Annotated in this window: 19 protein-coding genes; 13 read left to right on the plus strand and 6 right to left on the minus strand. The window is 67.4% G+C overall.

Features of this window, described 5'->3' with window-relative positions; genetic code table 11:
• Positions 1–172 precede the first annotated feature (172 nt).
• From napE to LE197_RS16100, 6 genes are read left to right on the plus strand one after another with little or no spacing between them, the layout of a single operon-like run.
• Positions 173–340: a periplasmic nitrate reductase, NapE protein gene (gene napE / locus LE197_RS16075; protein WP_003082429.1), complete on the plus strand. Its 168-nt coding sequence runs from the start codon at positions 173–175 to the stop codon at positions 338–340.
• An 8-nt stretch (positions 341–348) separates the two neighbouring features.
• Positions 349–840 (plus strand): ferredoxin-type protein NapF, encoded by a 492-nt coding sequence (napF, locus tag LE197_RS16080; protein ID WP_023109065.1) that lies wholly within the window; start codon positions 349–351, stop codon positions 838–840.
• Positions 833–1,162 carry a chaperone NapD gene (locus LE197_RS16085; protein ID WP_003082422.1) on the plus strand — a complete coding sequence of 110 codons (330 nt, stop codon included), beginning with the start codon at positions 833–835 and terminating at the stop codon, positions 1,160–1,162. Before napF ends, LE197_RS16085 begins: the two co-directional genes overlap by 8 nt.
• Positions 1,143–3,647: a nitrate reductase catalytic subunit NapA gene (gene napA, locus LE197_RS16090; protein WP_023109066.1), complete on the plus strand. Its 2,505-nt coding sequence runs from the start codon at positions 1,143–1,145 to the stop codon at positions 3,645–3,647. The genes LE197_RS16085 and napA overlap by 20 nt, the downstream gene beginning before the upstream one ends.
• Positions 3,648–3,657: 10 nt before the next feature.
• A complete protein-coding gene (locus LE197_RS16095) occupies positions 3,658–4,149 on the plus strand; it encodes a nitrate reductase cytochrome c-type subunit (protein WP_003082414.1) in 492 nt (163 codons plus the stop codon).
• A 10-nt stretch (positions 4,150–4,159) separates the two neighbouring features.
• A complete protein-coding gene (locus tag LE197_RS16100) occupies positions 4,160–4,756 on the plus strand; it encodes a cytochrome c3 family protein (protein ID WP_003082412.1) in 597 nt (198 codons plus the stop codon).
• A 31-nt stretch (positions 4,757–4,787) separates the two neighbouring features.
• Here the strand turns inward: LE197_RS16100 and LE197_RS16105 are convergent, their stop codons facing one another.
• Entirely contained in the window at positions 4,788–5,984 is a 1,197-nt protein-coding gene (locus tag LE197_RS16105) for a lytic murein transglycosylase (RefSeq protein WP_003082409.1), read from the minus strand.
• A gap of 456 nt (positions 5,985–6,440) precedes the next feature.
• Between LE197_RS16105 and LE197_RS16110 the strand changes: the two genes are divergently transcribed.
• Positions 6,441–7,175 (plus strand): TerC family protein, encoded by a 735-nt coding sequence (locus LE197_RS16110; RefSeq protein ID WP_003106697.1) that lies wholly within the window; start codon positions 6,441–6,443, stop codon positions 7,173–7,175.
• Positions 7,176–7,218: 43 nt separating this feature from the next.
• Here LE197_RS16110 and LE197_RS16115 read toward each other — a convergent pair whose 3' ends face one another.
• From LE197_RS16115 to LE197_RS16125, 3 genes are all read right to left on the minus strand, one after another.
• Positions 7,219–9,276 (minus strand): lipoxygenase family protein, encoded by a 2,058-nt coding sequence (locus tag LE197_RS16115; RefSeq protein WP_003123135.1) that lies wholly within the window; start codon positions 9,274–9,276, stop codon positions 7,219–7,221.
• Positions 9,277–9,353: 77 nt separating this feature from the next.
• Positions 9,354–9,674 carry a hypothetical protein gene (locus LE197_RS16120; protein ID WP_003082401.1) on the minus strand — a complete coding sequence of 107 codons (321 nt, stop codon included), beginning with the start codon at positions 9,672–9,674 and terminating at the stop codon, positions 9,354–9,356.
• 499 nt (positions 9,675–10,173) lie between these two features.
• A complete protein-coding gene (locus LE197_RS16125) occupies positions 10,174–10,845 on the minus strand; it encodes a polysaccharide lyase family 7 protein (RefSeq protein ID WP_003082396.1) in 672 nt (223 codons plus the stop codon).
• A gap of 175 nt (positions 10,846–11,020) precedes the next feature.
• Here LE197_RS16125 and LE197_RS16130 point away from each other — a divergent pair, with 175 nt between their 5' ends.
• Complete coding sequence (locus tag LE197_RS16130; RefSeq protein ID WP_015648384.1) at positions 11,021–11,809, plus strand: dienelactone hydrolase family protein; 789 nt, start codon at positions 11,021–11,023, stop codon at positions 11,807–11,809.
• A 227-nt stretch (positions 11,810–12,036) separates the two neighbouring features.
• On the plus strand, positions 12,037–12,765 hold the full coding sequence (locus LE197_RS16135) for a 4'-phosphopantetheinyl transferase family protein (protein ID WP_003082383.1): 729 nt from the start codon (positions 12,037–12,039) through the stop codon (positions 12,763–12,765).
• On the opposite strand, the gene tcdA is transcribed toward LE197_RS16135, so the two are convergent.
• Positions 12,766–13,578: a tRNA cyclic N6-threonylcarbamoyladenosine(37) synthase TcdA gene (tcdA, locus tag LE197_RS16140; RefSeq protein WP_003086553.1), complete on the minus strand. Its 813-nt coding sequence runs from the start codon at positions 13,576–13,578 to the stop codon at positions 12,766–12,768.
• Between the two features lie 211 nt (positions 13,579–13,789).
• On the opposite strand from tcdA, the gene ndvB reads away from it, so the two are divergent.
• From ndvB to LE197_RS16160, 4 genes are all read left to right on the plus strand, one after another.
• Positions 13,790–16,399, plus strand: coding sequence for a glycosyltransferase NdvB (gene ndvB, locus LE197_RS16145; protein ID WP_023109067.1), 2,610 nt, complete (start codon positions 13,790–13,792; stop codon positions 16,397–16,399).
• A gap of 114 nt (positions 16,400–16,513) precedes the next feature.
• On the plus strand, positions 16,514–17,665 hold the full coding sequence (gene dapE, locus LE197_RS16150; RefSeq protein ID WP_003082377.1) for a succinyl-diaminopimelate desuccinylase: 1,152 nt from the start codon (positions 16,514–16,516) through the stop codon (positions 17,663–17,665).
• Positions 17,665–18,468 (plus strand): putative RNA methyltransferase, encoded by an 804-nt coding sequence (locus LE197_RS16155; RefSeq protein ID WP_003101808.1) that lies wholly within the window; start codon positions 17,665–17,667, stop codon positions 18,466–18,468. The genes dapE and LE197_RS16155 overlap by 1 nt, the downstream gene beginning before the upstream one ends.
• A gap of 17 nt (positions 18,469–18,485) precedes the next feature.
• A complete protein-coding gene (locus LE197_RS16160) occupies positions 18,486–18,869 on the plus strand; it encodes a hypothetical protein (RefSeq protein ID WP_003082373.1) in 384 nt (127 codons plus the stop codon).
• Between the two features lie 105 nt (positions 18,870–18,974).
• Here LE197_RS16160 and LE197_RS16165 read toward each other — a convergent pair whose 3' ends face one another.
• The gene (locus tag LE197_RS16165; protein WP_003082372.1) at positions 18,975–19,184 is read right to left on the minus strand and encodes a cold-shock protein; all 210 of its coding nucleotides are present in this window, start codon (positions 19,182–19,184) and stop codon (positions 18,975–18,977) included.
• Positions 19,185–19,307 lie beyond the last annotated feature (123 nt).

The following is a 19,307-nucleotide window of genomic DNA, read 5'->3' on the forward strand; positions in this document are numbered from 1 at the left end:
CGGACAGGGTACTGAACCGCCCCTGAACGCTTGCTGAACCCGGGCTGAACGACTCGCGTTTGCCGGCGAACGCTCTGTTTCCAGGCTGCCGCGCGCCGGCTCGGCGAGGTTTTTGCCCGTACTGCAAGTAGGGTCTAGGCTTTCTACAGTCGCCTGCACAGAGGCTGGGCCAATGAACGAACAACCCGACCAGGGACGCGTCAAGGGCATGGAAGCCAGGCTCTTCCTGTTTCTCGTGATCTGCCTGTTCCCGCTGCTGTCCGTCGCACTGGTCGGCGGCTTCGGTTTCTGCGTCTGGATGTACCAGCTACTGGCCGGCCCGCCCGGGCCGCCGGCCTGAGGTCGGGTATGAGCAGTCGCCGAGAGCTGTTCCGCCGCCTCGGCGGGCACCCGCCGACGCGTCGCCCGCCGTGGACCGCCGCCGACTTCGCCGCAGGCTGCACAGGCTGCGCCGGCTGCGTCGAGGCCTGCCCGGAAGGCGTGCTGAAGCTCGGCGCCGGTCGGCTCGTCGAACTCGACCTCTCCAGCGCCGGCTGCACGCTGTGCGGGGAATGCGCCAGCCGCTGCGAGGCCGGCCTGTTCGATGGCGCGCGCCCGGCCTTCCCCTGGATCGCCACGATCGGCGAAGCCTGCCTGGCCCTGGCCGGGATCCACTGCCGCAGTTGCCAGGACGCCTGCGAACCCGCCGCGATCCGCTTCCGCCCGGCCCCCGGCGGCGTCGCCCTGGCCGAGCTGGACAGCCAGCGCTGCAACGGCTGCGGCGCCTGCCTGGCGCCCTGTCCGAGCCAGGCCATCCAACTGCGCGCGCTATCCACCAAGGAGTCTCCACGACATGCCTGAAGCCCTGCAGATCGCCAGCCTCATCCTGCATTGCCGACCCGAGCGACTGCCGGCGGTGAAGGCCAACCTGGCGCTGCTCGACGGCCTGGAGATCTACCAGGAAAGCCCGCAGGGCAAGCTGATCCTGGTGCTGGAAGCCGAACGCGAAGAACAGATTCTCGACACCCTGGGCCAGTTGCAGAACCTGCCAGGAGTGCTCAACGCCGTGCTGGTCTACCACGAGATCCTGCACGACGACGATAGCAACGACGCGGCGGCCATGACCGACCGCGCGATACCGTGCTCGCCCGAGGAGACAATCGATGAACCTCACCCGTCGTGAATTCGCCAAGGCCAACGCCGCCGCCATCGCCGCGGCGGCGGCCGGCCTGCCGATCCTGGTCCGCGCCAGCAACCTGGTGACCGAGGCGGACGTCACCAGCCTGGTCTGGAACAAGGCCCCCTGCCGCTTCTGCGGCACCGGTTGCAGCGTGATGGTCGCCACCCGCGACGGCCAGGTGGTGGCCACCCATGGCGACATCAAGGCCGAGGTCAACCGCGGGATCAACTGCGTGAAGGGCTACTTCCTGTCGAAGATCATGTACGGCAGCGACCGCCTGACCCGCCCGCTGCTGCGCATGAAGGACGGCAAGTTCGACAAGCAGGGCGAGTTCCAGCCGATCAGTTGGGAACAGGCCTTCGACATCATGGCCGAGAAGTTCAAGGCCGCGCTCAAGGCCAAGGGACCGGAGTCGGTCGGCATGTTCGGCTCCGGCCAGTGGACGGTCTGGGAAGGCTATGCGGCGAACAAGCTGTTCAAGGCCGGCCTGCGCAGCAACAACATCGACCCCAACGCCCGCCACTGCATGGCCTCGGCGGTGATGGGCTTCATGCGCAGCTTCGGCATGGACGAGCCGATGGGCTGCTACGACGACATCGAGGCCACCGACAGCTTCGTCCTCTGGGGCTCGAACATGGCCGAGATGCACCCGGTGCTCTGGTCGCGGGTCACCGACCGCCGGCTCAGCGCGCCGCAGGTCAAGGTCGCGGTGCTGTCCACCTTCGAGCACCGCAGCTTCGAGCTGGCCGACCTGCCCATGGTGTTCAAGCCGCAGACCGACCTGATCATCCTCAACTACATCGCCAACCACATCATCGAGAGCGGCGCGGTGAACCGCGACTTCGTCGAGCGCCACGTGCGCTTCGCCCATGGCGCCGAGGACATCGGCTACGGCCTGCGCCCGGACGACCCGCTGGAGAAGAAGGCGAAGAACGCCGACAAGGCCAACACCTGGAGCGACATCGACTTCAAGGCCTTCGCCGAGTTCGTCAAGCCCTATACCCTGGAGCGCACCGCGCGCGAAAGCGGCGTGCCGGCCGAGCGGCTGAAGGCCCTCGCCGAACTCTACGCCGACCCCAAGCGCAAGGTGGTGTCGTTCTGGACCATGGGCTTCAACCAGCACACCCGCGGGGTCTGGGCGAACAACCTGATCTACAACATCCACCTGCTCACCGGGAAGATCAGCGAACCGGGCAACAGCCCCTTCTCGCTCACCGGCCAGCCCTCGGCCTGCGGCACCGCGCGCGAGGTCGGCACCTTCTCCCACCGGCTCCCCGCCGACCTGGTGGTGACCAACCCGAAGCACCGGGAAACCGCGGAGAAGATCTGGAAGGTGCCGGCCGGCACCATCCAGGAGAAGGTCGGCTTCCACGCCGTGCAGCAGAGCCGGATGCTCAAGGACGGCGTGCTCAACGTCTACTGGACCCAGGTCAGCAACAACATGCAGGCCAGTCCCAACGTGATGCAGGAAGTGCTGCCCGGCTGGCGCAACCCGGACAACTTCGTGATCGTCTCCGACGTCTACCCCACCGTCTCGGCCCAGGCCGCCGACCTGATCCTGCCCAGCGCCATGTGGGTGGAGAAGGAAGGCGCCTTCGGCAATGCCGAGCGCCGCACGCAGTTCTGGCACCAGTTGGTGAAGGCACCGGGCGAGGCGAAGTCCGACCTCTGGCAGCTGGTGGAATTCTCCAAGCGCTTCACCACCGACGAGGTCTGGCCCGCGGAACTGCTGGCGAAGGCCCCCGAGCTGAAGGGCAAGACCCTCTACGACGTGCTGTTCCGCAACGGCCAGGTCGACCGCTTCCCGGCCAGCGACCTGGCCAAGGGCTACGCCAACGACGAGGTCGACGCATTCGGCTTCTATATCCAGAAGGGTCTGTTCGAGGAATACGCCGCCTTCGGTCGCGGCCACGGCCACGACCTCGCCCCCTTCGACGCCTACCACGAGGCGCGCGGCCTGCGCTGGCCGGTGGTGGACGGCAAGGAGACCCGCTGGCGCTACCGCGAGGGCTACGACCCCTACGTGAGCAAGGGCAGTGGCGTGCAGTTCTATGGCTATCCGGACAAGAAGGCGATTGTCTTCGCCCTGCCCTACGAGCCGCCGGCCGAGGCGCCGGACCAGGACTACCCGTTCTGGCTCGCCACCGGCCGGGTGCTCGAACACTGGCACACCGGGAGCATGACCGCGCGGGTCCCGGAGCTGTACAAGGCGGTGCCCGACGCGCTGGTCTACATGCACCCGGAGGATGCGCGCCAGCTCAAGCTGCGCCGCGGCAGCGAGGTCAAGGTGGTGAGCCGGCGCGGCGAGATCCGCGCGCGGGTCGAGACCCGCGGGCGCAACAAGCCGCCCCAGGGGCTGGTGTTCGTGCCGTTCTTCGACGCCAACAAGCTGATCAACAAGGTCACCCTGGACGCCACCGACCCGATTTCCAAGCAGACCGACTACAAGAAGTGCGCCGTTCGCATCGAACTGCTCAACCTGGCCTGAGGAGCGCGCCATGAAACCTCTGCTGACTGCCCTGCTCCTCGTCCTGCTCGGCGCCCCCGCGGCCTTCGCCGCCGACCTCGGCTACCCGCTGGACGCGCCCGCCCCCGACGGCCGCCGCCCCGGCGGCACGCTGGCCGAAAGCCGCCCCGCGCCGCCGCTGGCGGCCGAGGAAAACAAGGACCTGAAACGCGAGCGCAACTACCCCGAGCAGCCGCCGACCATTCCCCACAGCATCGTCGGCTATCGCATCGACAAGGACAGCAACAAGTGCCTGTCCTGCCACAGCCGCGCCAACAGCGCGCGAACCCAGGCGGTGATGATCAGCATCACCCACTACATGGACCGCGACGGCCAGCCGCTGGCCGCCGTCTCGCCGCGCCGCTACTTCTGCGTGCAGTGCCATGTGCCGCAACAGGACGTAAAGCCGCTGGTCGACAACCGCTTCGAGAACATCGACCAGATCCTCGAGAAAGAAGCCGCCAATGCGGCGCGCAAACCCTGAGGGAGGCCGCATGAAAGCACTCATCGCCTGGCTGGCCGGTTACTGGCGGGTCCTGCGTCGTCCCAGCGTGCATTTCAGCCTGGGCTTCCTCACCCTCGGCGGCTTCATCGCCGGGATCGTCTTCTGGGGCGGCTTCAACACCGCCCTGGAGGCGACCAACACCGAGACCTTCTGCATTTCCTGCCACGAGATGCGCGACAACGTGTTCGTCGAACTCAAGGACACCATCCACTACAGCAACCGTTCCGGAGTCCGCGCCACCTGTCCCGACTGCCACGTGCCGCACAAGTGGACCGACAAGATCGCGCGCAAGATGCAGGCCTCCAAGGAGGTCTGGGGCAAGATCTTCGGCACCATCAACACCCGCGAGAAATTCCTCGATCACCGCCGCGAGCTGGCCGAGCACGAATGGGCACGACTCAAGGCCAACGATTCGCTGGAATGCCGCAACTGCCACAACTTCGAGTTCATGGACTTCACCCGGCAGAGCGTGCGCGCGCGGCAGATGCACTCCACCGCCCTGGCCAGCGGCGAAGCCACCTGCATCGACTGCCACAAGGGGATCGCCCACCACCTGCCGGACATGACCGGGGTGAAGGGCTGGTAGCGCCGCCCGCGGACCGGGCGGCGCGGCGCAATCAGGGCTGGGCGCCCTTCAGCGCCTCGAGGATCTTGCGCCCGGCGCGACCGTCGGCCGGGGTCAGGCCGAGGCGCTTCTGCTCGGCCTGGATCGCCTTGCGCGTGCTGGTGCCGATCAGCCCGTCGGCCTCGCCGATGTCGTAGCCGCGCGCCAGCAACGCCTTCTGCAATTGCTTGCGCTCGAGCCGGCTGATGCCCGGGTCGTCGGTCGGCCAGGACGCCACCAGGCCGCTGCCGCCGCGCAGGCGGTCGGAAAGCAGGGCGATGGCCAGCGCGTAGCTTTCCGCGGCGTTGTAGGAATAGATCGCATCGTAGTTGCGATAGACCAGGAAGGCCGGGCCCTGGGCCCCGGCCGGCAGGAGGATCGCGGCCTTCTCGTCGCCGCCCGGCAGCGGCTGGCCGTCGACCCGCCTCACCCCACGGGCGACCCAGGCCGACAGCGGCTGGCGCTTGCCGCGCCCGGCCAGGCTGGCGGGGAAGTCGGCCGGCACCTTCACTTCATAGCCCCACGGCTGTCCCGTGCGCCAGCCAGCCTTCTTCAGGTAGTTGGCGGTGGAACCGAGGGCATCCGGCACGCTGCCCACCAGGTCGCGGCGACCGTCGCCGTCGAAGTCCACGGCGATCCGCGCGTAGGTCGATGGCATGAACTGGGTATGGCCGAAGGCCCCGGCCCAGGAGCCGGTGATGCCGGCGTCGCGGATGTCGCCGGCCTGCAACAGCTTCAGGGTGGCGAGGAACTCGCCCTGGAAGAACGACTGGCGGCGCCCGTAGCAGGACAGGGTCGACAGCGAGGTCAGCAGCGGACGCTTGCCGAAGATCCGCCCGTAGTCGCTTTCCACGCCCCACACCGCCACCACCGTGTACTTGTCCACGCCGTAGCGCGCGGCCACCTGGTCGAGCAGCTTGTCGTGCTGGGCGAGCATCGCCTTGCCATCGCTGACCCGCTGCTCGTCCACCAGACCGGCCAGGTAGTCCCACAGCGGGGTGGTGAACTCCGGCTGCGCGTCGAGCAGGTCGAGCACGCTGAGGTCGGCCTGCAGGCCGCTGGTGAAGCGCTCATAACTGTCGGCGGAAATGCCCTGCGCCTGGGCCTTCTTCTGCAGGCCGGCGAGGCAGGAAGGGAAGCTCGAGGCGTCGGGTTGCGCCAGGGCCAGGGCGGGTAGCAGGGCCAGCGAGGAGAGAAGAAGACTGCGCATGGGGTTTCCTTGTACGGTGAACGGTCATCCATGGCACCGGCGGGCTTCCCCCGGCGCCGAAGGCCTGGTGGCCTGTACGGTTGACTCGGTGATCGGCGTTCGACTGGTCGAGTCAGCCACACGGGCCACTAGCCTACCGTCCCGCCGGGTGCGGCGCCATCTCCGCCCTGAAAGGCGGGTGAAACCTTGCTCGGGCAGACTGGCGGCGGAATACGCATGCCGGGTGTCTCGCGGCCGATCCGCCGCGTCACATCCGTGCCCGAACGCGCTGCGCCACCCGCGCGTCCGTTTTCCGGGCACTGGCCGGGCGTTCGCCGGTCCAAGCAGTGTTCCCCGCCTCCGTCCACAAGCCGGAGCCGGCCCCGACGGTCCCAGACCACCGCAGGAAAGCCGGGCGGCCGCCACCCGCCACCGCCCCGGGCTTTCCACCCTCACTACACGTTTCGGAGTACAACCTTGATCCACTGGTTGAGCGACCCGACGTTCTGGACAGCCCTGCTGCAGATCGTCGCCATCGATATCCTCCTGGGCGGCGACAACGCCGTAGTCATCGCCCTCGCCTGCCGGCACCTGCCGGCGCACCGGCGCAAGCAGGCGATCTTCGGAGGCGTCGCCGGCGCCATCCTGATCCGCATCCTGCTGCTGTTCTTCGCCCTGCACCTGCTCGACCTGCCCTACCTCAAGGTAATCGGCGCGCTCCTGCTGCTGTGGATCGGCATCAAGCTGCTGCTGCCGGAGGAGGAGAACGGCGACGACATCAAGGGCAGCACCCACCTGCTCGGCGCGATCAAGACCATCATCATCGCCGACGCGGTGATGAGCCTGGACAACGTCATCGCCCTGTCCGCCGCCTCGGCCGGGGATTTCTTCCTGGTCTCCCTGGGCGTGCTGATCAGCATCCCGATCATCGTCTGGGGCAGCCAGCTGATCCTGCGCCTGATCGACCGCTTCCCGCTGATCATCCTCTTCGGCGGCGGCCTGCTCGGCTGGATCGCCGGCGGCATGCTGCTCACCGACAGCGCCCTGAAGCCCTGGCTGGCGCCCTACGCGCAATGGGATTCCTACCTGCACTACGGTGCGGCGGCCTTCGGCGCGCTGTTCGTGATCCTCCTCGGCAGCCTCCTGGCGCGCCGCCAGTTGAAGCAGCGGCATGCCGCGCCGGCGGACGCCGCCGAAAGCGAAGGCCGCTAAGAGCAACGGGGCGCCCAGGGGCGCCCCGTCCTCTTTCTCCGGCTCAGATATTGGTGCTCGCCGGGATCCGGCTCGGCAACAGGTACTCGTAGGGCCTGCGGCGCGCCTGGTTGCGCGTGCGAATGGTCGCCTCGACCTCCTTCAGGCGTGCCTGGAAGCGCTCCAGCGGGCCGCCGCTGGCGGTCACCCGCCTGTCCGAAAACACCGGCGCGTAGGGGAACCCGGTCTGCCGGTAGTCGCCCAGGCGACCGTGGTAGACCGAACCGAGCAGGTGATAGATGTTCACCTTCTCCAGCGCCACCAGGGTCGGCGGCATCATCTTCAACCAATCGGCCTCGCTCTTGCCGCTTGGCGAGTCCGGTGCCGGCGCCGCGCTCATGGCACAGATGGCTGGTGCGTAGGTCATCATCGAAGGCTGGGGAAAATTGACCGCCGCATGCTGCGCGGAGGCAGTGAAGATCACCATGGTCAGCACCTCGACCAGTTGGCTGCGACCGGTGATCGGGCGGAACCCGGCCACCTTGCCGCTGCCGATCACTTCGCCGACCCAGGCCGCCAGTTCGACGTCACCGGTGACGTCGCCGTCGCTGGCGTAGTACACCGCCACGTAGTCGGCCGCCCACTGGCGGATCGCATTCCACACCAGCAGGCCGTCGTCGCGGTAGGGGTAGTCCGGTAACGCGGCCGGGTCGTCGACGTTCCGCGCCTTCAGGCTCTCCGGCAACATGCCGCGGTAGAAGTCGAACCCCAGCCGGTTGCCGCCGGCGGTGGCCTGGGTGTCCTGGATCGGCGCGGCGAACATCACGTCGATGAAGCCCGCGCTGGGCAACAGGATCCGCGCCGCCCCCTCGTTGATGAACAGGGTGCCCTCGAAGTGCGGGGCGAGCAGGACGTGCAGCGGATGGCTGGGCGCCAGGGTGCGCTGGGTGGCCAGGCAGAACGCCTCGCTCACCAGGTGGGTCTGGGCCAGGTGGACGAACATCTCGTGGTAGTTCTCCTCGGCGACCTGGACCACCGTCTTGGCCATCTGCCAACCCCAGTACAGATCACTCTCCGACTCCGCGGGACGCACGAACATCGGATGGGTAGCGGGGTCCTGGCCGCACTGGATGGCCACCGGCAACAGCCTCGCCCGATCCTTGCCAAGGGCGAACAGGGCGATCGGCGCATAGGCGAAGCCCGTCCCGGTGAGCAGTTTGTCCACCGCTCCCGACGGCGCCAGCTTGCCCAGCTCGGCGTAGTCCAGCAGGTACAGGCGGCGGCTGGCGGCGGCCTCCAGCAAGCTGTCGTCGGCGCCCATCACCCGGCGGAACTGCTCTTCGCCCAGCGGAAAGTTGGCCGGCAGCGCATCGACGCGGCGGATCAGCAGCGGATTAGGCCCGGCCACCCGCCAGTAGGCGAACGCTTCGTCGTCACGGAAGCTGTCGGCGACCTCCGGCAGGCGTAGGGTGCCGAACACCGCGCGGAAGCGATTCAGGCCGTCGCCCTGTCCACCCTGGGTAACCAGGTTGCTGGCGCTCTTGAGGATGTCGTCGACCAGCAGGCCGACCCGCGTCAGCAAGGCGATCACCCGCGTCTGCAATTCCGTGAAGCGCAGCAGCAGGCTGCCGGCCGCGGCCGGATCGTTCTTCGCCTCCTCCAGCAACGCCTCGTGGACCTGGCGCGCCGCTTCCAGGTCACCGCTGAGCCCGGCGGCGATCCGCTCGAACTGCGCGGCGGCCGACGCCGGCAACGAGGCGACGAAATTGACGATCAACTCGACGATCACCCCGGCGGTCTTCAACAGCCAGTCGACATTCGGCAACTCGCCCAGCGGCACCGAGCGGGCCATCGGCACGCCTTTGACATTGGCGAAGTTCTCGGTCCAGACATATACCAGTTTCTTGCTGGTCAATACCGCACGCCGCGCCAACTTTCCGGCCAGGTTGTCATATTGCGGCAAACTCGGCGGAATCAGGTTGTCCAGCAAACTTCGCGAGGCATCGATAGATCGCTGTTGTTCCGCCCCGAGGTATTTCAAGGGCGAAAAGAATATCGAGTCATTGGCCAGTGCGGTTCCACTCAGGGCGACACCCGACAAGAGCACACTCCTGCGTTTCATATCATCGACTCCATCAATGCATTAACCAGGAACGACTCGATGCCTGAGCATCGAATCGCTCTTTCAACAGGTTGCGATCAGCTGTAAAGCCCTTCGCCGCTTTCCTTGTTGTAATGCAACGGAACATTGTGGTTGTCGGTCCCGCCGAGAATCTTGCCGACGGTGATCGCCGCCACCGAAGGCACCTGGAAGGCCAGCAGGTCGACCAGCTCGTGGGTACGGTTGAGGCCGATGGCGCTGGCCGCGTTGCCGATGCTGGAGAACAGCGGCGAGTTCAGGAAGGAGTTGGCCGCGTAGACGCCATTGATGATGGCATCGCCCAGGAAAGTCCCGGCGCCAGAAACTTGTTCGATTTCACCCACACTTAGAACCGCCAGGGCATTCACCTGATTTTTCATGTCTGAATCTCCACGTATTCAAATGATCGAAACGAATGGTTCTCGCTGAAAACAGCAAAGAAACCTGTACGTCCGAACTTCTTCGGAACGTGGAGAAAGCAATAGCGAGAGGAAAAATCGGCAATAAGCTGACGCTTCGCACAGTTGACAGGAAAAGCCTGAAACAATAGTTATCCACAATAATTATTGACGGCGAACTTTTGACTTGCAAAGAACTACGCTGGCCAGCAGCAAGAGTGAATTTCATCCAGCCAGGCCTCGACCCATTGTGCAAACCCGGCAGGGCGTTGCGCAGAACGTGGCATTTATTCGGGGCGATCCGCCAAGGCGATTTCATGTACTGAAGTACCAGAATCAGCGGATCGTGAGACCTATTTCCCCTTGGAAAGATACGGATATTTTTTCCCGTGCCCGGTTTCCCCTCTTCCGCGCCTGCCAGATCTGGCAGTTGCAAAACGCCACGACAACGCGAAGTCCGCGGCGCAGACGCCTCGACCGCTCATTGATGGCTAACGCGCAGCTCGCTGAATGTCGCCCGCCCGCCCTCGCTGGACGGTCCGCGGTTGTCCTGCAGGTAGAGTCCGGCCTTGAAATAAAGGCCCTGGTAGGCCCACTGCGGGTCCAGTTGCTGCTCCAGGGCGCTACCATTCACCGACACGCTGAGCAATCCGCTGCGAGACACGCCGATGCGGTAGCTGAACGACTGGCCGAGAGGAATCCCGTCCATCAGCGTATAGGCCCTGGTCCCGCCATCGTCCGGCCGCTCGCGGACCAGCGCCTGGACCCGCCCCTGGTCGAGCCGCAACTGGTAGAGCAGCTTCACCAGCGGCGCGGCCTGGCCGCTATTGCTGCCATCGCTGTGGATCTGGCCGATGATCATGCGCCGGGTCGAGGGCACCGCCTCGATGCGCAGGGTCGCCTCCAGCCAGTTGTCGGCCCTGGCGTAACGCCAGTTGTAGGGCCTGCCGCTGGACAGGGTCTCGCGCAACTCGCTGCGCGGGAACTCGCTGTTGCGCGTGTGGCTGCCGTTGACCGGCACCCAGAAGCGAATGCCGTCGGCGGTGCGCTGGAAATAGTCGCTGCGGTAGTCGCGCTGCAATTGGCTGGTGGAGATGGTGATGGCCGGGCGGCCCTGGGGAATGGTCAGGTTCCAGGTACTCAGGTCAGGCATCCAGACGGTGTCCTAGCGAGGGGAAGGGACTCGCCCATAGGGTAGATGAGCGGCGCACGCTTTGCCTGGCCGAATGGCCCGCGTTTGAGCGGCGCAAGGCCGGCACCGAGGGTTTTCCCCGCGTCCCGCGCACAAGCGTCTATCTTGATCGGGGACCCTTTCACGGAGAGATGCCATGCGCCTGCTCTGCGCCCTGCTGTTCATCGCCTGCGCCGCCAGCGCCCAGGCCGCTATCCAGACCCGCGAGATGCCTTACCGGAGCGCAGACGGCACGCGCATGGTCGGCTATTTCGCCTACGACGACAGCAAGCCGGGGATCCGCCCTGGGGTCATCGTGGTCCACGAATGGTGGGGGCTCAACGACTATGCCAAACGCCGCGCCCGCGACCTCGCCGAACTCGGCTACAGCGCCCTGGCCATCGACATGTACGGCGAAGGCAAGCACACCGAGCACCCGCAGGACGCGATGGCCTTCATGCAGGCCGCGACCCGGGATGCCGACGCCGCCAAGGCGCGCTTCCTCGCCGGCCTGGAACTGCTGAAGCGGCAACCGCAGACCGATCCCAGCCAGATCGCCGCGGTCGGCTACTGCTTCGGCGGCAAGATCGTCCTCGACATGGCCCGCCAGGGCCTGCCGCTGGCCGGCGTGGCGAGCTTCCACGGCGCCCTCGGCACCGCCACCCCGGCCAGCAAGGGCAGCGTCAAGGCGAAGATCCTGGTGGAGCACGGCAGCGCCGACAGCCTGGTCCCGGCCAAGGACCTCGACGCCCTGAAACAGGAACTGAACGCCGCCGGCGCCGACTACCGGGTGGTGATCCAGGACGACGCCAAACACGGCTTCACCAACCCCGACGCCGACGCGCACAAAGGCCACGGCCTGGACATCGGCTACGACCGCCAGGCCGACCAGCGCTCCTGGGCAGACCTGCAGGCGTTCCTCAAGGACATCTTCGGGCAGGGTTGAACCCTGCGCCGACGCATAAAAAAACGGGAGTCCCCGGAGGGACTCCCGTCTTGAAAGGTCGAGACAGGACAGTATCCCGTCATCAACAAACAACCTCACCTGCATTCCACAGGAATGCGCGGCGCAGTCTGTCAAAACCGGGCCTCGCGGTCCGTTTTCCTTTGTTGCGCTTTTGCAATCTTGTGTAAGCGCCGCGTGACTGGTGGGCCACGTCGGGAACCGGCACAATGCGCGCCATGAACGACCGTCTCCCCTCCTTCTGCACCCCGCTGGACGACCGCTGGCCGCTGCCCGTCGCGCTGCCCGGCGTGCAACTGCGCAGCACCCGCTTCGACCCGGCGCTGCTGCAACCCGGCGACTTCGCCCTGGCCGGCATCCAGCCGCCGGCGAACATCCTCCGCGCGGTGGCCAAGCGCCAGGCCGAGTTTCTCGCCGGGCGCCTCTGCGCACGCGCCGCCCTGTTCGCCCTCGATGGCCGCGCCCAGACGCCGGCCGTCGGCGAGGACCGCGCACCGGTCTGGCCGGCCGCGATCAGCGGCTCGATCACCCATGGCGACCGCTGGGCCGCCGCCCTGGTGGCGGCGCGCGGTGACTGGCGCGGGCTCGGCCTGGACGTGGAAACCCTGCTCGAAGCCGAACGGGCGCGCTACCTGCATGGCGAGATCCTCACCGAAGGCGAACGCCTGCGCTTCGCCGACGACCTGGAGCGACGCACCGGCCTGCTGGTGACCCTGGCGTTCTCGCTGAAGGAAAGCCTGTTCAAGGCGCTCTATCCGCTGGTGGGCAAGCGCTTCTATTTCGAACATGCGGAACTGCTGGAATGGCGCGCCGACGGCCAGGCCCGGCTGCGCCTGCTCACCGACCTGTCGCCGGAGTGGCGCCACGGCAGCGAGCTGGACGCCCAGTTCGCCGTGCTCGACGAACGCCTGCTCAGCCTGGTGGCGGTCGGCGCCTGATCAGGCGTTCCCCGGCGTGCGCCGCGACGGCCGCAGCGCGCGGCCTTCCGCCAGGCGCTCGACGGCGCGGGCGGCGGCGACCATGCCGAAGGTGGCGGTGACCATCATCACCGCGCCGAAGCCGCCGGCGCAGTCCAGCTTCACCCCTTCGCCGACGAAACTCTTCGACTGGCACACCGTGCCGTCCGGCTTCGGGTAGCGCAGTTGTTCGCTGGAGAACACGCAGGGCACGCTGTAGGTGCGCCCCGGCGTGCGCGAGAAGTTGTAGTCGCGGCGCAGGGTGGAACGCACCTTGGCCGCCAGCGGGTCGTTGAAGGTCTTGTTCAGGTCGGCGACCTGAATCTGCGTCGGGTCGACCTGGCCACCGGCGCCGCCGGTGGTGATCACCGGGATCTTGCGCCGCTTGCACCAGGCGATCAGCGCGGCCTTGGCGGCCACGCTATCGATGCAGTCGATCAGGTAGTCGAAGTCGACGATGTACTCGGCCATGGTCTCGCGGGTGACGAAATCGGCCACCGCGTGGACCCGGCAGGCCGGGTTGATGGCCCGGATGCGCGCCGCCATCACCTCGACCTTGGCCTTGCCCACCGAGCCTTCGATGGCATGCACCTGGCGGTTGGTGTTGGTCACGCAGACATCGTCGAGGTCGAACAGGGAAATCTCGCCGACGCCGCTGCGGGCCAGCGCTTCCGCCGCCCAGGAACCGACCCCGCCGATGCCGACCACCGCGACGTGGCTATCGGCCAGGCGTTGCAGCCCCTCGCGACCGTACAACCGGCCGATACCGCCGAAGCGCTGTTCATCCACCTGCATCACCAACCACCTCTGAAACCGAATCGCGGATTGCCGCGCGCATTATAAAAAGCCGCGGCCGCCGCGTCGCCTGCGTTCTTACGGCTCGTCGCGCAGGCCGGACTAGACTTGCAACAGACCCGCCGGCTCAGCGCCTGTACACCCCGGGGGGTGCGGGGTAGCATGCGCCGCCCCGTGTTCAGCGAAACATCCGGAACCTGGTTTCATCTCTATGTCTTCACGCAAGATCGGGCTCAACCTGGTGGTCATCGTCGCCCTGGCCGCCCTCTTCACCGGCATCTGGGCCCTGTACAACCGTCCGGTCAGCGTACCGGACTGGCCGGAACGCATCTCCGGCCTCTCCTTCTCGCCGTTCCGCCTCAACCAGAACCCGCAGAGCGGCCGCTACCCCAGCGCCGAACAGATGCGCACCGACCTGGAACTGGTCGCCCGGCACACCCACAGCATCCGCACCTATTCGGTCCAGGGCGCGCTCGGCGACATCCCGGCGCTGGCCGAGGCGTTCGGCCTGCGCGTCAGCCTGGGCATCTGGCTCGGCCCGGACCTGGCCAGCAACGAGGCCGAGATCGCCCGCGCCATCCGCATCGCCAACGAGTCGCCGAGCGTGGTGCGAGTGATAGTCGGCAACGAGGCGCTGTTCCGCCGCGAGGTGACGGCGGAACAGTTGATCGCCTACCTCGACCGGGTCCGCGCGGCGGTCAAGGTTCCGGTGACCACCGCCGAACAGTGGCACGTCTACCGCGAACACCCGGAACTGGCGCAACACGTCGACCTGATCGCCGCCCACGTCCTGCCCTACTGGGAGGCCACGCCGGTGGCCGACGCGGTGGACTTCGTGCTCGAACGCGCGCGCGAACTCAAGGCCGCCTTCCCGAGGAAGCCGCTGCTGCTCGCCGAGGTCGGCTGGCCGAGCAACGGGCGCATGCGCGGCAGCGCCGAGGCGACACCCGCGGACCAGGCCATCTACCTGCGGCGCCTGACCAACGCGCTCAACGGCGAAGGCTACAGCTACTTCGTCATCGAAGCCTTCGACCAGCCCTGGAAGGTCAGCGCCGAAGGCTCGGTGGGCGCCTACTGGGGCGTCTACAACGCCGACCGCAAGGCCAAGTTCAACTTCACCGGGCCGGTGGTGCCGATTCCCAAGTGGCGCGCCCTGGCCATCGCCTCGGCGGTACTCGCGGTACTCGCCTTCACCCTGCTGCTGATCGACAGTTCCTCGCTGCGCCAGCGCGGGAGGACCTTCCTCGCCGTGGTCTCGTTCGCCTGCGCCTCGGTGCTGGTGTGGATCGCCTACGACTACAGCCAGCAGTACAGCACCTGGTTCAGCCTGACCGTCGGCGCGTTGCTGGGCGCCGGCGCGCTGGGGGTGGTCATCGTGCTGTTCACCGAGGCCCACGAGCTGGCCGAGGCGGTCTGGACGCGCAAGCGGCGCCGGCCATTCCTGCCGATCACCGCCGCGCGGGCCTATCGGCCCAAGGTGTCGATCCACGTGCCCTGCTACAACGAGCCGCCGGAACTGCTGAAGCAGACCCTCGACGCCCTTGCCCGCCTCGACTACCCGGACTACGAAGTCCTGGTGATCGACAACAACACCCGCGACCCGGCCGTCTGGCAGCCGGTCGAGGCGCACTGCGCGCGCCTGGGCGAGCGCTTCCGCTTCTTCCACGTTGCCCCGCTGGAAGGCTTCAAGGCCGGCGCGCTGAACTTCGCCCTGGGCCACGTGGCGGCGGACGTCGAGGTGGTCGCGGTGATCGACGCCGACTACTGCGTCGACCCCGACTGGCTCAGGCACATGGTGCCGCACTTCGGCGACCCGCGGATCGCCGTGGTGCAGTCGCCGCAGGACTACCGCGACCAGCACGAGAGCGCCTTCAAGCGGCTCTGCTACGCCGAGTACAAGGGCTTCTTCCACATCGGCATGGTCACCCGCAACGACCGCGACGCGATCATCGAGCACGGCACCATGACCATGATCCGGCGCAGCGTGCTGGACGAGCTGAGATGGCCGGAATGGTGCATCACCGAGGACGCCGAGCTGGGCCTGCGGGTGTTCGAGAAGGGCCTGTCGGCCGCCTACTTCGAGCGCAGCTACGGCAAGGGGGTGATGCCCGATACCTTCATCGACTTCAAGAAGCAGCGCTTCCGCTGGGCCTACGGCGCGATCCAGATCATGAAGCGGCATACCGACGCCCTGCTGCGCGGCCGCGGTCCCGACGGCAGCCGCCTGACCCGCGGCCAGCGCTACCACTTCGTGGCCGGCTGGCTGCCGTGGATCGCCGACGGCCTGAACATCTTCTTCACCCTCGGCGCGCTGCTCTGGTCGGCGGCGATGATCATCGTGCCCAAGCGCGTCGACCCGCCGCTGCTGATCTTCGCTATCCTGCCGCTGGCCCTGTTCGCCTTCAAGGTCGGCAAGATCCTCTTCCTCTACCGGCGCACCGTCGGCGTCGACCTGCGCGACTCGTTCTTCGCCGCCCTCGCCGGCCTGTCGCTCTCGCACACCATCGCCAAGGCGGTGCTGTACGGCTTCGTCACCCGCGGCATCCCGTTCTTCCGCACGCCGAAGATGCGCTCCAGCCACGGCCTGCTGGTGGCCCTGGCGGAGGCCCGCGAGGAAGTCTTCGTGATGCTCCTGCTGTGGGGCGCGGCGGCCGGCATCGTGGCGGTTCAGGGCGTGCCGAGCCGCGACCTGCTGATCTGGGTCGCCATGCTCCTGGTGCAATCGCTGCCCTACCTGGCGGCGCTGGTCATGGCCCTGCTCTCGTCGCTGCCGAAACCGCGCGAGGAACTGGCCGGCGGCGCCGAGCAGATCGGCGGTTGAGGTCGGGCGAGGCGTCGGGACAGCCGGCCCCGCTCGCCTAAACGGCGTCCCTTCGCCCACGTTTATGCTTTAAGATTCCCCCTTTCCGCTCGACCCGCTCAGGATGCCCTCCCCATGACCGCCTCTTCGCCGAGTCTCTCGCCGACCCTCGAACTCGCCTGCGAGTTGATCCGCCGCCCCTCCGTCACGCCGCTCGACGCCGACTGCCAGGCCCTGATGATGCGCCGCCTGGAAGCCGCCGGCTTCGCCCTGGAGCCGATGCGCATCGAGGAGGTGGACAACTTCTGGGCACGGCGCGGCGGCGACGGCCCGGTGCTGTGCTTCGCCGGGCACACCGACGTGGTCCCCACCGGCCCGCTGCAGGCCTGGCAGCACCAACCCTTCGACGCCCTGATCGACGACCAGGGCATGCTCTGCGGGCGCGGCGCGGCGGACATGAAAGGCAGCCTGGCGTCGATGATCGTCGCCGTCGAGCGCTTCGTCGCCGACCACCCGGAGCACAAGGGTGCCATCGCCTTCCTCATCACCAGCGACGAGGAAGGCCCGGCCCACCACGGCACCAAGGCGGTGGTCGAGCGCCTCGCCGCACGCGGCGAGCGCCTGGACTGGTGCATCGTCGGCGAACCGTCGAGCACCAGCCTGGTCGGCGACGTGGTGAAGAACGGCCGCCGCGGCTCCCTCGGCGCCAAGCTGACCATCCGCGGCGTACAGGGCCATGTGGCCTACCCGCACCTGGCGAAGAACCCGATCCACCTGGCCGCCCCGGCGCTGGCCGAACTGGCGGCGGAACACTGGGACGACGGCAATGCCTTCTTCCCGCCGACCAGCTTCCAGGTTTCCAACCTGAACTCCGGCACCGGCGCCACCAACGTCATCCCCGGCGAACTGACCGCGCTGTTCAACTTCCGCTTCTCCACCGAATCCACCGTCGAAGGCCTGCAGAAACGCGTCGAGGCGATCCTCGACAAGCACGGCCTGGACTGGCACGTCGAATGGGCGCTGTCCGGCCTGCCGTTCCTCACCGAGCCGGGCGAACTGCTCGATGCGGTGGCCGCCAGCATCAGGGCGGTCACCGGCCGCGAGACCCAGCCCTCGACCAGCGGCGGCACCTCCGACGGACGCTTCATCGCCACCATGGGCACCCAGGTGGTCGAACTCGGCCCGGTCAACGCCACCATCCACCAGGTCAACGAGCGGGTCCTGGCCAGCGACCTGGAGCTGCTCACCGAAATCTACTACCAGACCCTGGTGAGGCTGCTCGCCTGATGCTGATCTGCCCGCTCTGCTCCGCCGCCCTGGGCGAGGTCGACAACGGCGTCGCCTGCCCCGCCGGGCACCGCTTCGACCGCGCCCGCCAGGGCTACCTGAACCTGCTGCCGGTGCAGCACAAGAAAAGCCTCGATCCGGGCGACAACGCCGCCATGGTCGAGGCCCGTCGCCAGTTCCTCGGCGCCGGCCACTACGCGCCGCTGGCCCGGCGCCTGGCCGAACTGGCCGCCGAACGCGCGCCACGACGCTGGCTGGATATCGGTTGCGGCGAGGGCTACTACAGCGCCCGGCTCGGCGAAGCCCTGGCAGGCGCCGAAGGCTATGCCCTGGACATCTCCCGCGAGGCAGTGAAACGCGCCTGCCGCCGCGCGCCGCAGTTGTCCTGGCTGGTGGCGAGCATGGCCCGGCTGCCGCTGGCCGACGCCAGTTGCGAGCTGATCGCCAGCGTGTTCAGCCCCATCGACTGGAACGAAGCCGTGCGCGTCCTCGCCCCCGGCGGCGGCGTACTGCGCCTGGGCCCGGCCAGCGCGCACCTGCTGGAACTGCGCCAGCGGCTCTATGACGACGTGCGCGACTACGCCGACGACAAGCACCTCGCCGGCCTGCCCGCGCAACTGCGCCTGCGCCACACCGAGACCCTCGAGTTCCGCCTGGCGCTGGACAGCTACGACGCGCGGGAAAACCTCCTGGCCATGACCCCGCACGGCTGGCGGGTCAACCCCGAGCGCCGCGCGCGAATCCTGGCCGAACCCTTCGAAGTCAGCGTGGCGGTGCGCTACGATTGGCTGCAACGCGACTGACCGTCCCCGAGGACCCCATGCGCCAACCGGATATCGAGATCTACCTGAAAGACGCCGAGCACGCGGCCGTCGCCGCCTGGCTGGAACAGGCGCTGGGGCCCTGCGGCCCATGGCAGGAGCACGGCCAGACCCTCAAGTGCACCGCCCGCGGCGAGCACGGCGCGGTGCGCGTCACCTGGCTGCCGAAGGCGGTGGGCAAGTGGCACAGCCTGTTCTTGGAGAGCGACAGCACGCCCTGGGACGACGACCTCGCCTGCGCCAGGGCCGCGCATGCCGCGCTCGGCGTGGAGATCCGCTGCGCGCCGGGCGGCTGGGAGGAAAACCAGGGCGAAGAGGACGCCGACCGCTGGCTGCGGGTCGACGCCGGTGGCGTCGAGGAAATTACCTGGCGCACCGCCTGAACGACGAAAACCCCGCGCTGCGAGGGGCCACCCAACGGGGGCCTGGCGGGGTGGATGCGCTGGATGACAAAAGCCCGTCTCGCGACGGGCTTTTGCTTGCGGGAATCAGACCTTGGAGACGTCTTCCGCTTGCAGGCCTTTCTGGCCCTGGATCACCGAGAATTCCACTTTCTGGCCTTCCACCAGGGAGCGGTGACCCTCGCCGCGGATGGCGCGGTAGTGAACGAACACGTCCGGACCGCTATCGCGTTGAATGAATCCATAACCTTTGGCGTCATTGAACCACTTGACGGTTCCGACCTCACGATCAGCCATTACCACACTCTCCAACTTGCAATTTTTTATAAGTGGCCTTCCCAATCCGGGAAGACTTCGACGGTTCGGCTGCGCAACGCTGTTCTTGTTATCCGACCCCGGCAAAATGCCGTTGGAGCGGGC

The sequence above is a fragment of the Pseudomonas sp. PS1(2021) genome (assembly GCF_020405165.1).
Lineage (GTDB): Bacteria > Pseudomonadota > Gammaproteobacteria > Pseudomonadales > Pseudomonadaceae > Pseudomonas > Pseudomonas aeruginosa.

Bases quoted from the DNA above. Each gene is read 5' to 3' on its own strand.
- LE197_RS16085 (WP_003082422.1), top strand. From the start codon at position 833: ATGCCTGAAGCCCTGCAGATCGCCAGCCTCATCCTGCATTGCCGACCC.
- napE (WP_003082429.1), top strand. From the start codon at position 173: ATGAACGAACAACCCGACCAGGGACGCGTCAAGGGCATGGAAGCCAGG.
- LE197_RS16105 (WP_003082409.1), bottom strand. From the start codon at position 5,984: ATGCGCAGTCTTCTTCTCTCCTCGCTGGCCCTGCTACCCGCCCTGGCC.
- LE197_RS16160 (WP_003082373.1), top strand. From the start codon at position 18,486: ATGCGCCAACCGGATATCGAGATCTACCTGAAAGACGCCGAGCACGCG.
- dapE (WP_003082377.1), top strand. From the start codon at position 16,514: ATGACCGCCTCTTCGCCGAGTCTCTCGCCGACCCTCGAACTCGCCTGC.
- LE197_RS16100 (WP_003082412.1), top strand. From the start codon at position 4,160: ATGAAAGCACTCATCGCCTGGCTGGCCGGTTACTGGCGGGTCCTGCGT.
- LE197_RS16095 (WP_003082414.1), top strand. From the start codon at position 3,658: ATGAAACCTCTGCTGACTGCCCTGCTCCTCGTCCTGCTCGGCGCCCCC.
- ndvB (WP_023109067.1), top strand. From the start codon at position 13,790: ATGTCTTCACGCAAGATCGGGCTCAACCTGGTGGTCATCGTCGCCCTG.
- LE197_RS16120 (WP_003082401.1), bottom strand. From the start codon at position 9,674: ATGAAAAATCAGGTGAATGCCCTGGCGGTTCTAAGTGTGGGTGAAATC.
- napF (WP_023109065.1), top strand. From the start codon at position 349: ATGAGCAGTCGCCGAGAGCTGTTCCGCCGCCTCGGCGGGCACCCGCCG.
- LE197_RS16115 (WP_003123135.1), bottom strand. From the start codon at position 9,276: ATGAAACGCAGGAGTGTGCTCTTGTCGGGTGTCGCCCTGAGTGGAACC.
- napA (WP_023109066.1), top strand. From the start codon at position 1,143: ATGAACCTCACCCGTCGTGAATTCGCCAAGGCCAACGCCGCCGCCATC.
- tcdA (WP_003086553.1), bottom strand. From the start codon at position 13,578: ATGCAGGTGGATGAACAGCGCTTCGGCGGTATCGGCCGGTTGTACGGT.
- LE197_RS16130 (WP_015648384.1), top strand. From the start codon at position 11,021: ATGCGCCTGCTCTGCGCCCTGCTGTTCATCGCCTGCGCCGCCAGCGCC.
- LE197_RS16155 (WP_003101808.1), top strand. From the start codon at position 17,665: ATGCTGATCTGCCCGCTCTGCTCCGCCGCCCTGGGCGAGGTCGACAAC.
- LE197_RS16135 (WP_003082383.1), top strand. From the start codon at position 12,037: ATGCGCGCCATGAACGACCGTCTCCCCTCCTTCTGCACCCCGCTGGAC.
- LE197_RS16165 (WP_003082372.1), bottom strand. From the start codon at position 19,184: ATGGCTGATCGTGAGGTCGGAACCGTCAAGTGGTTCAATGACGCCAAA.
- LE197_RS16125 (WP_003082396.1), bottom strand. From the start codon at position 10,845: ATGCCTGACCTGAGTACCTGGAACCTGACCATTCCCCAGGGCCGCCCG.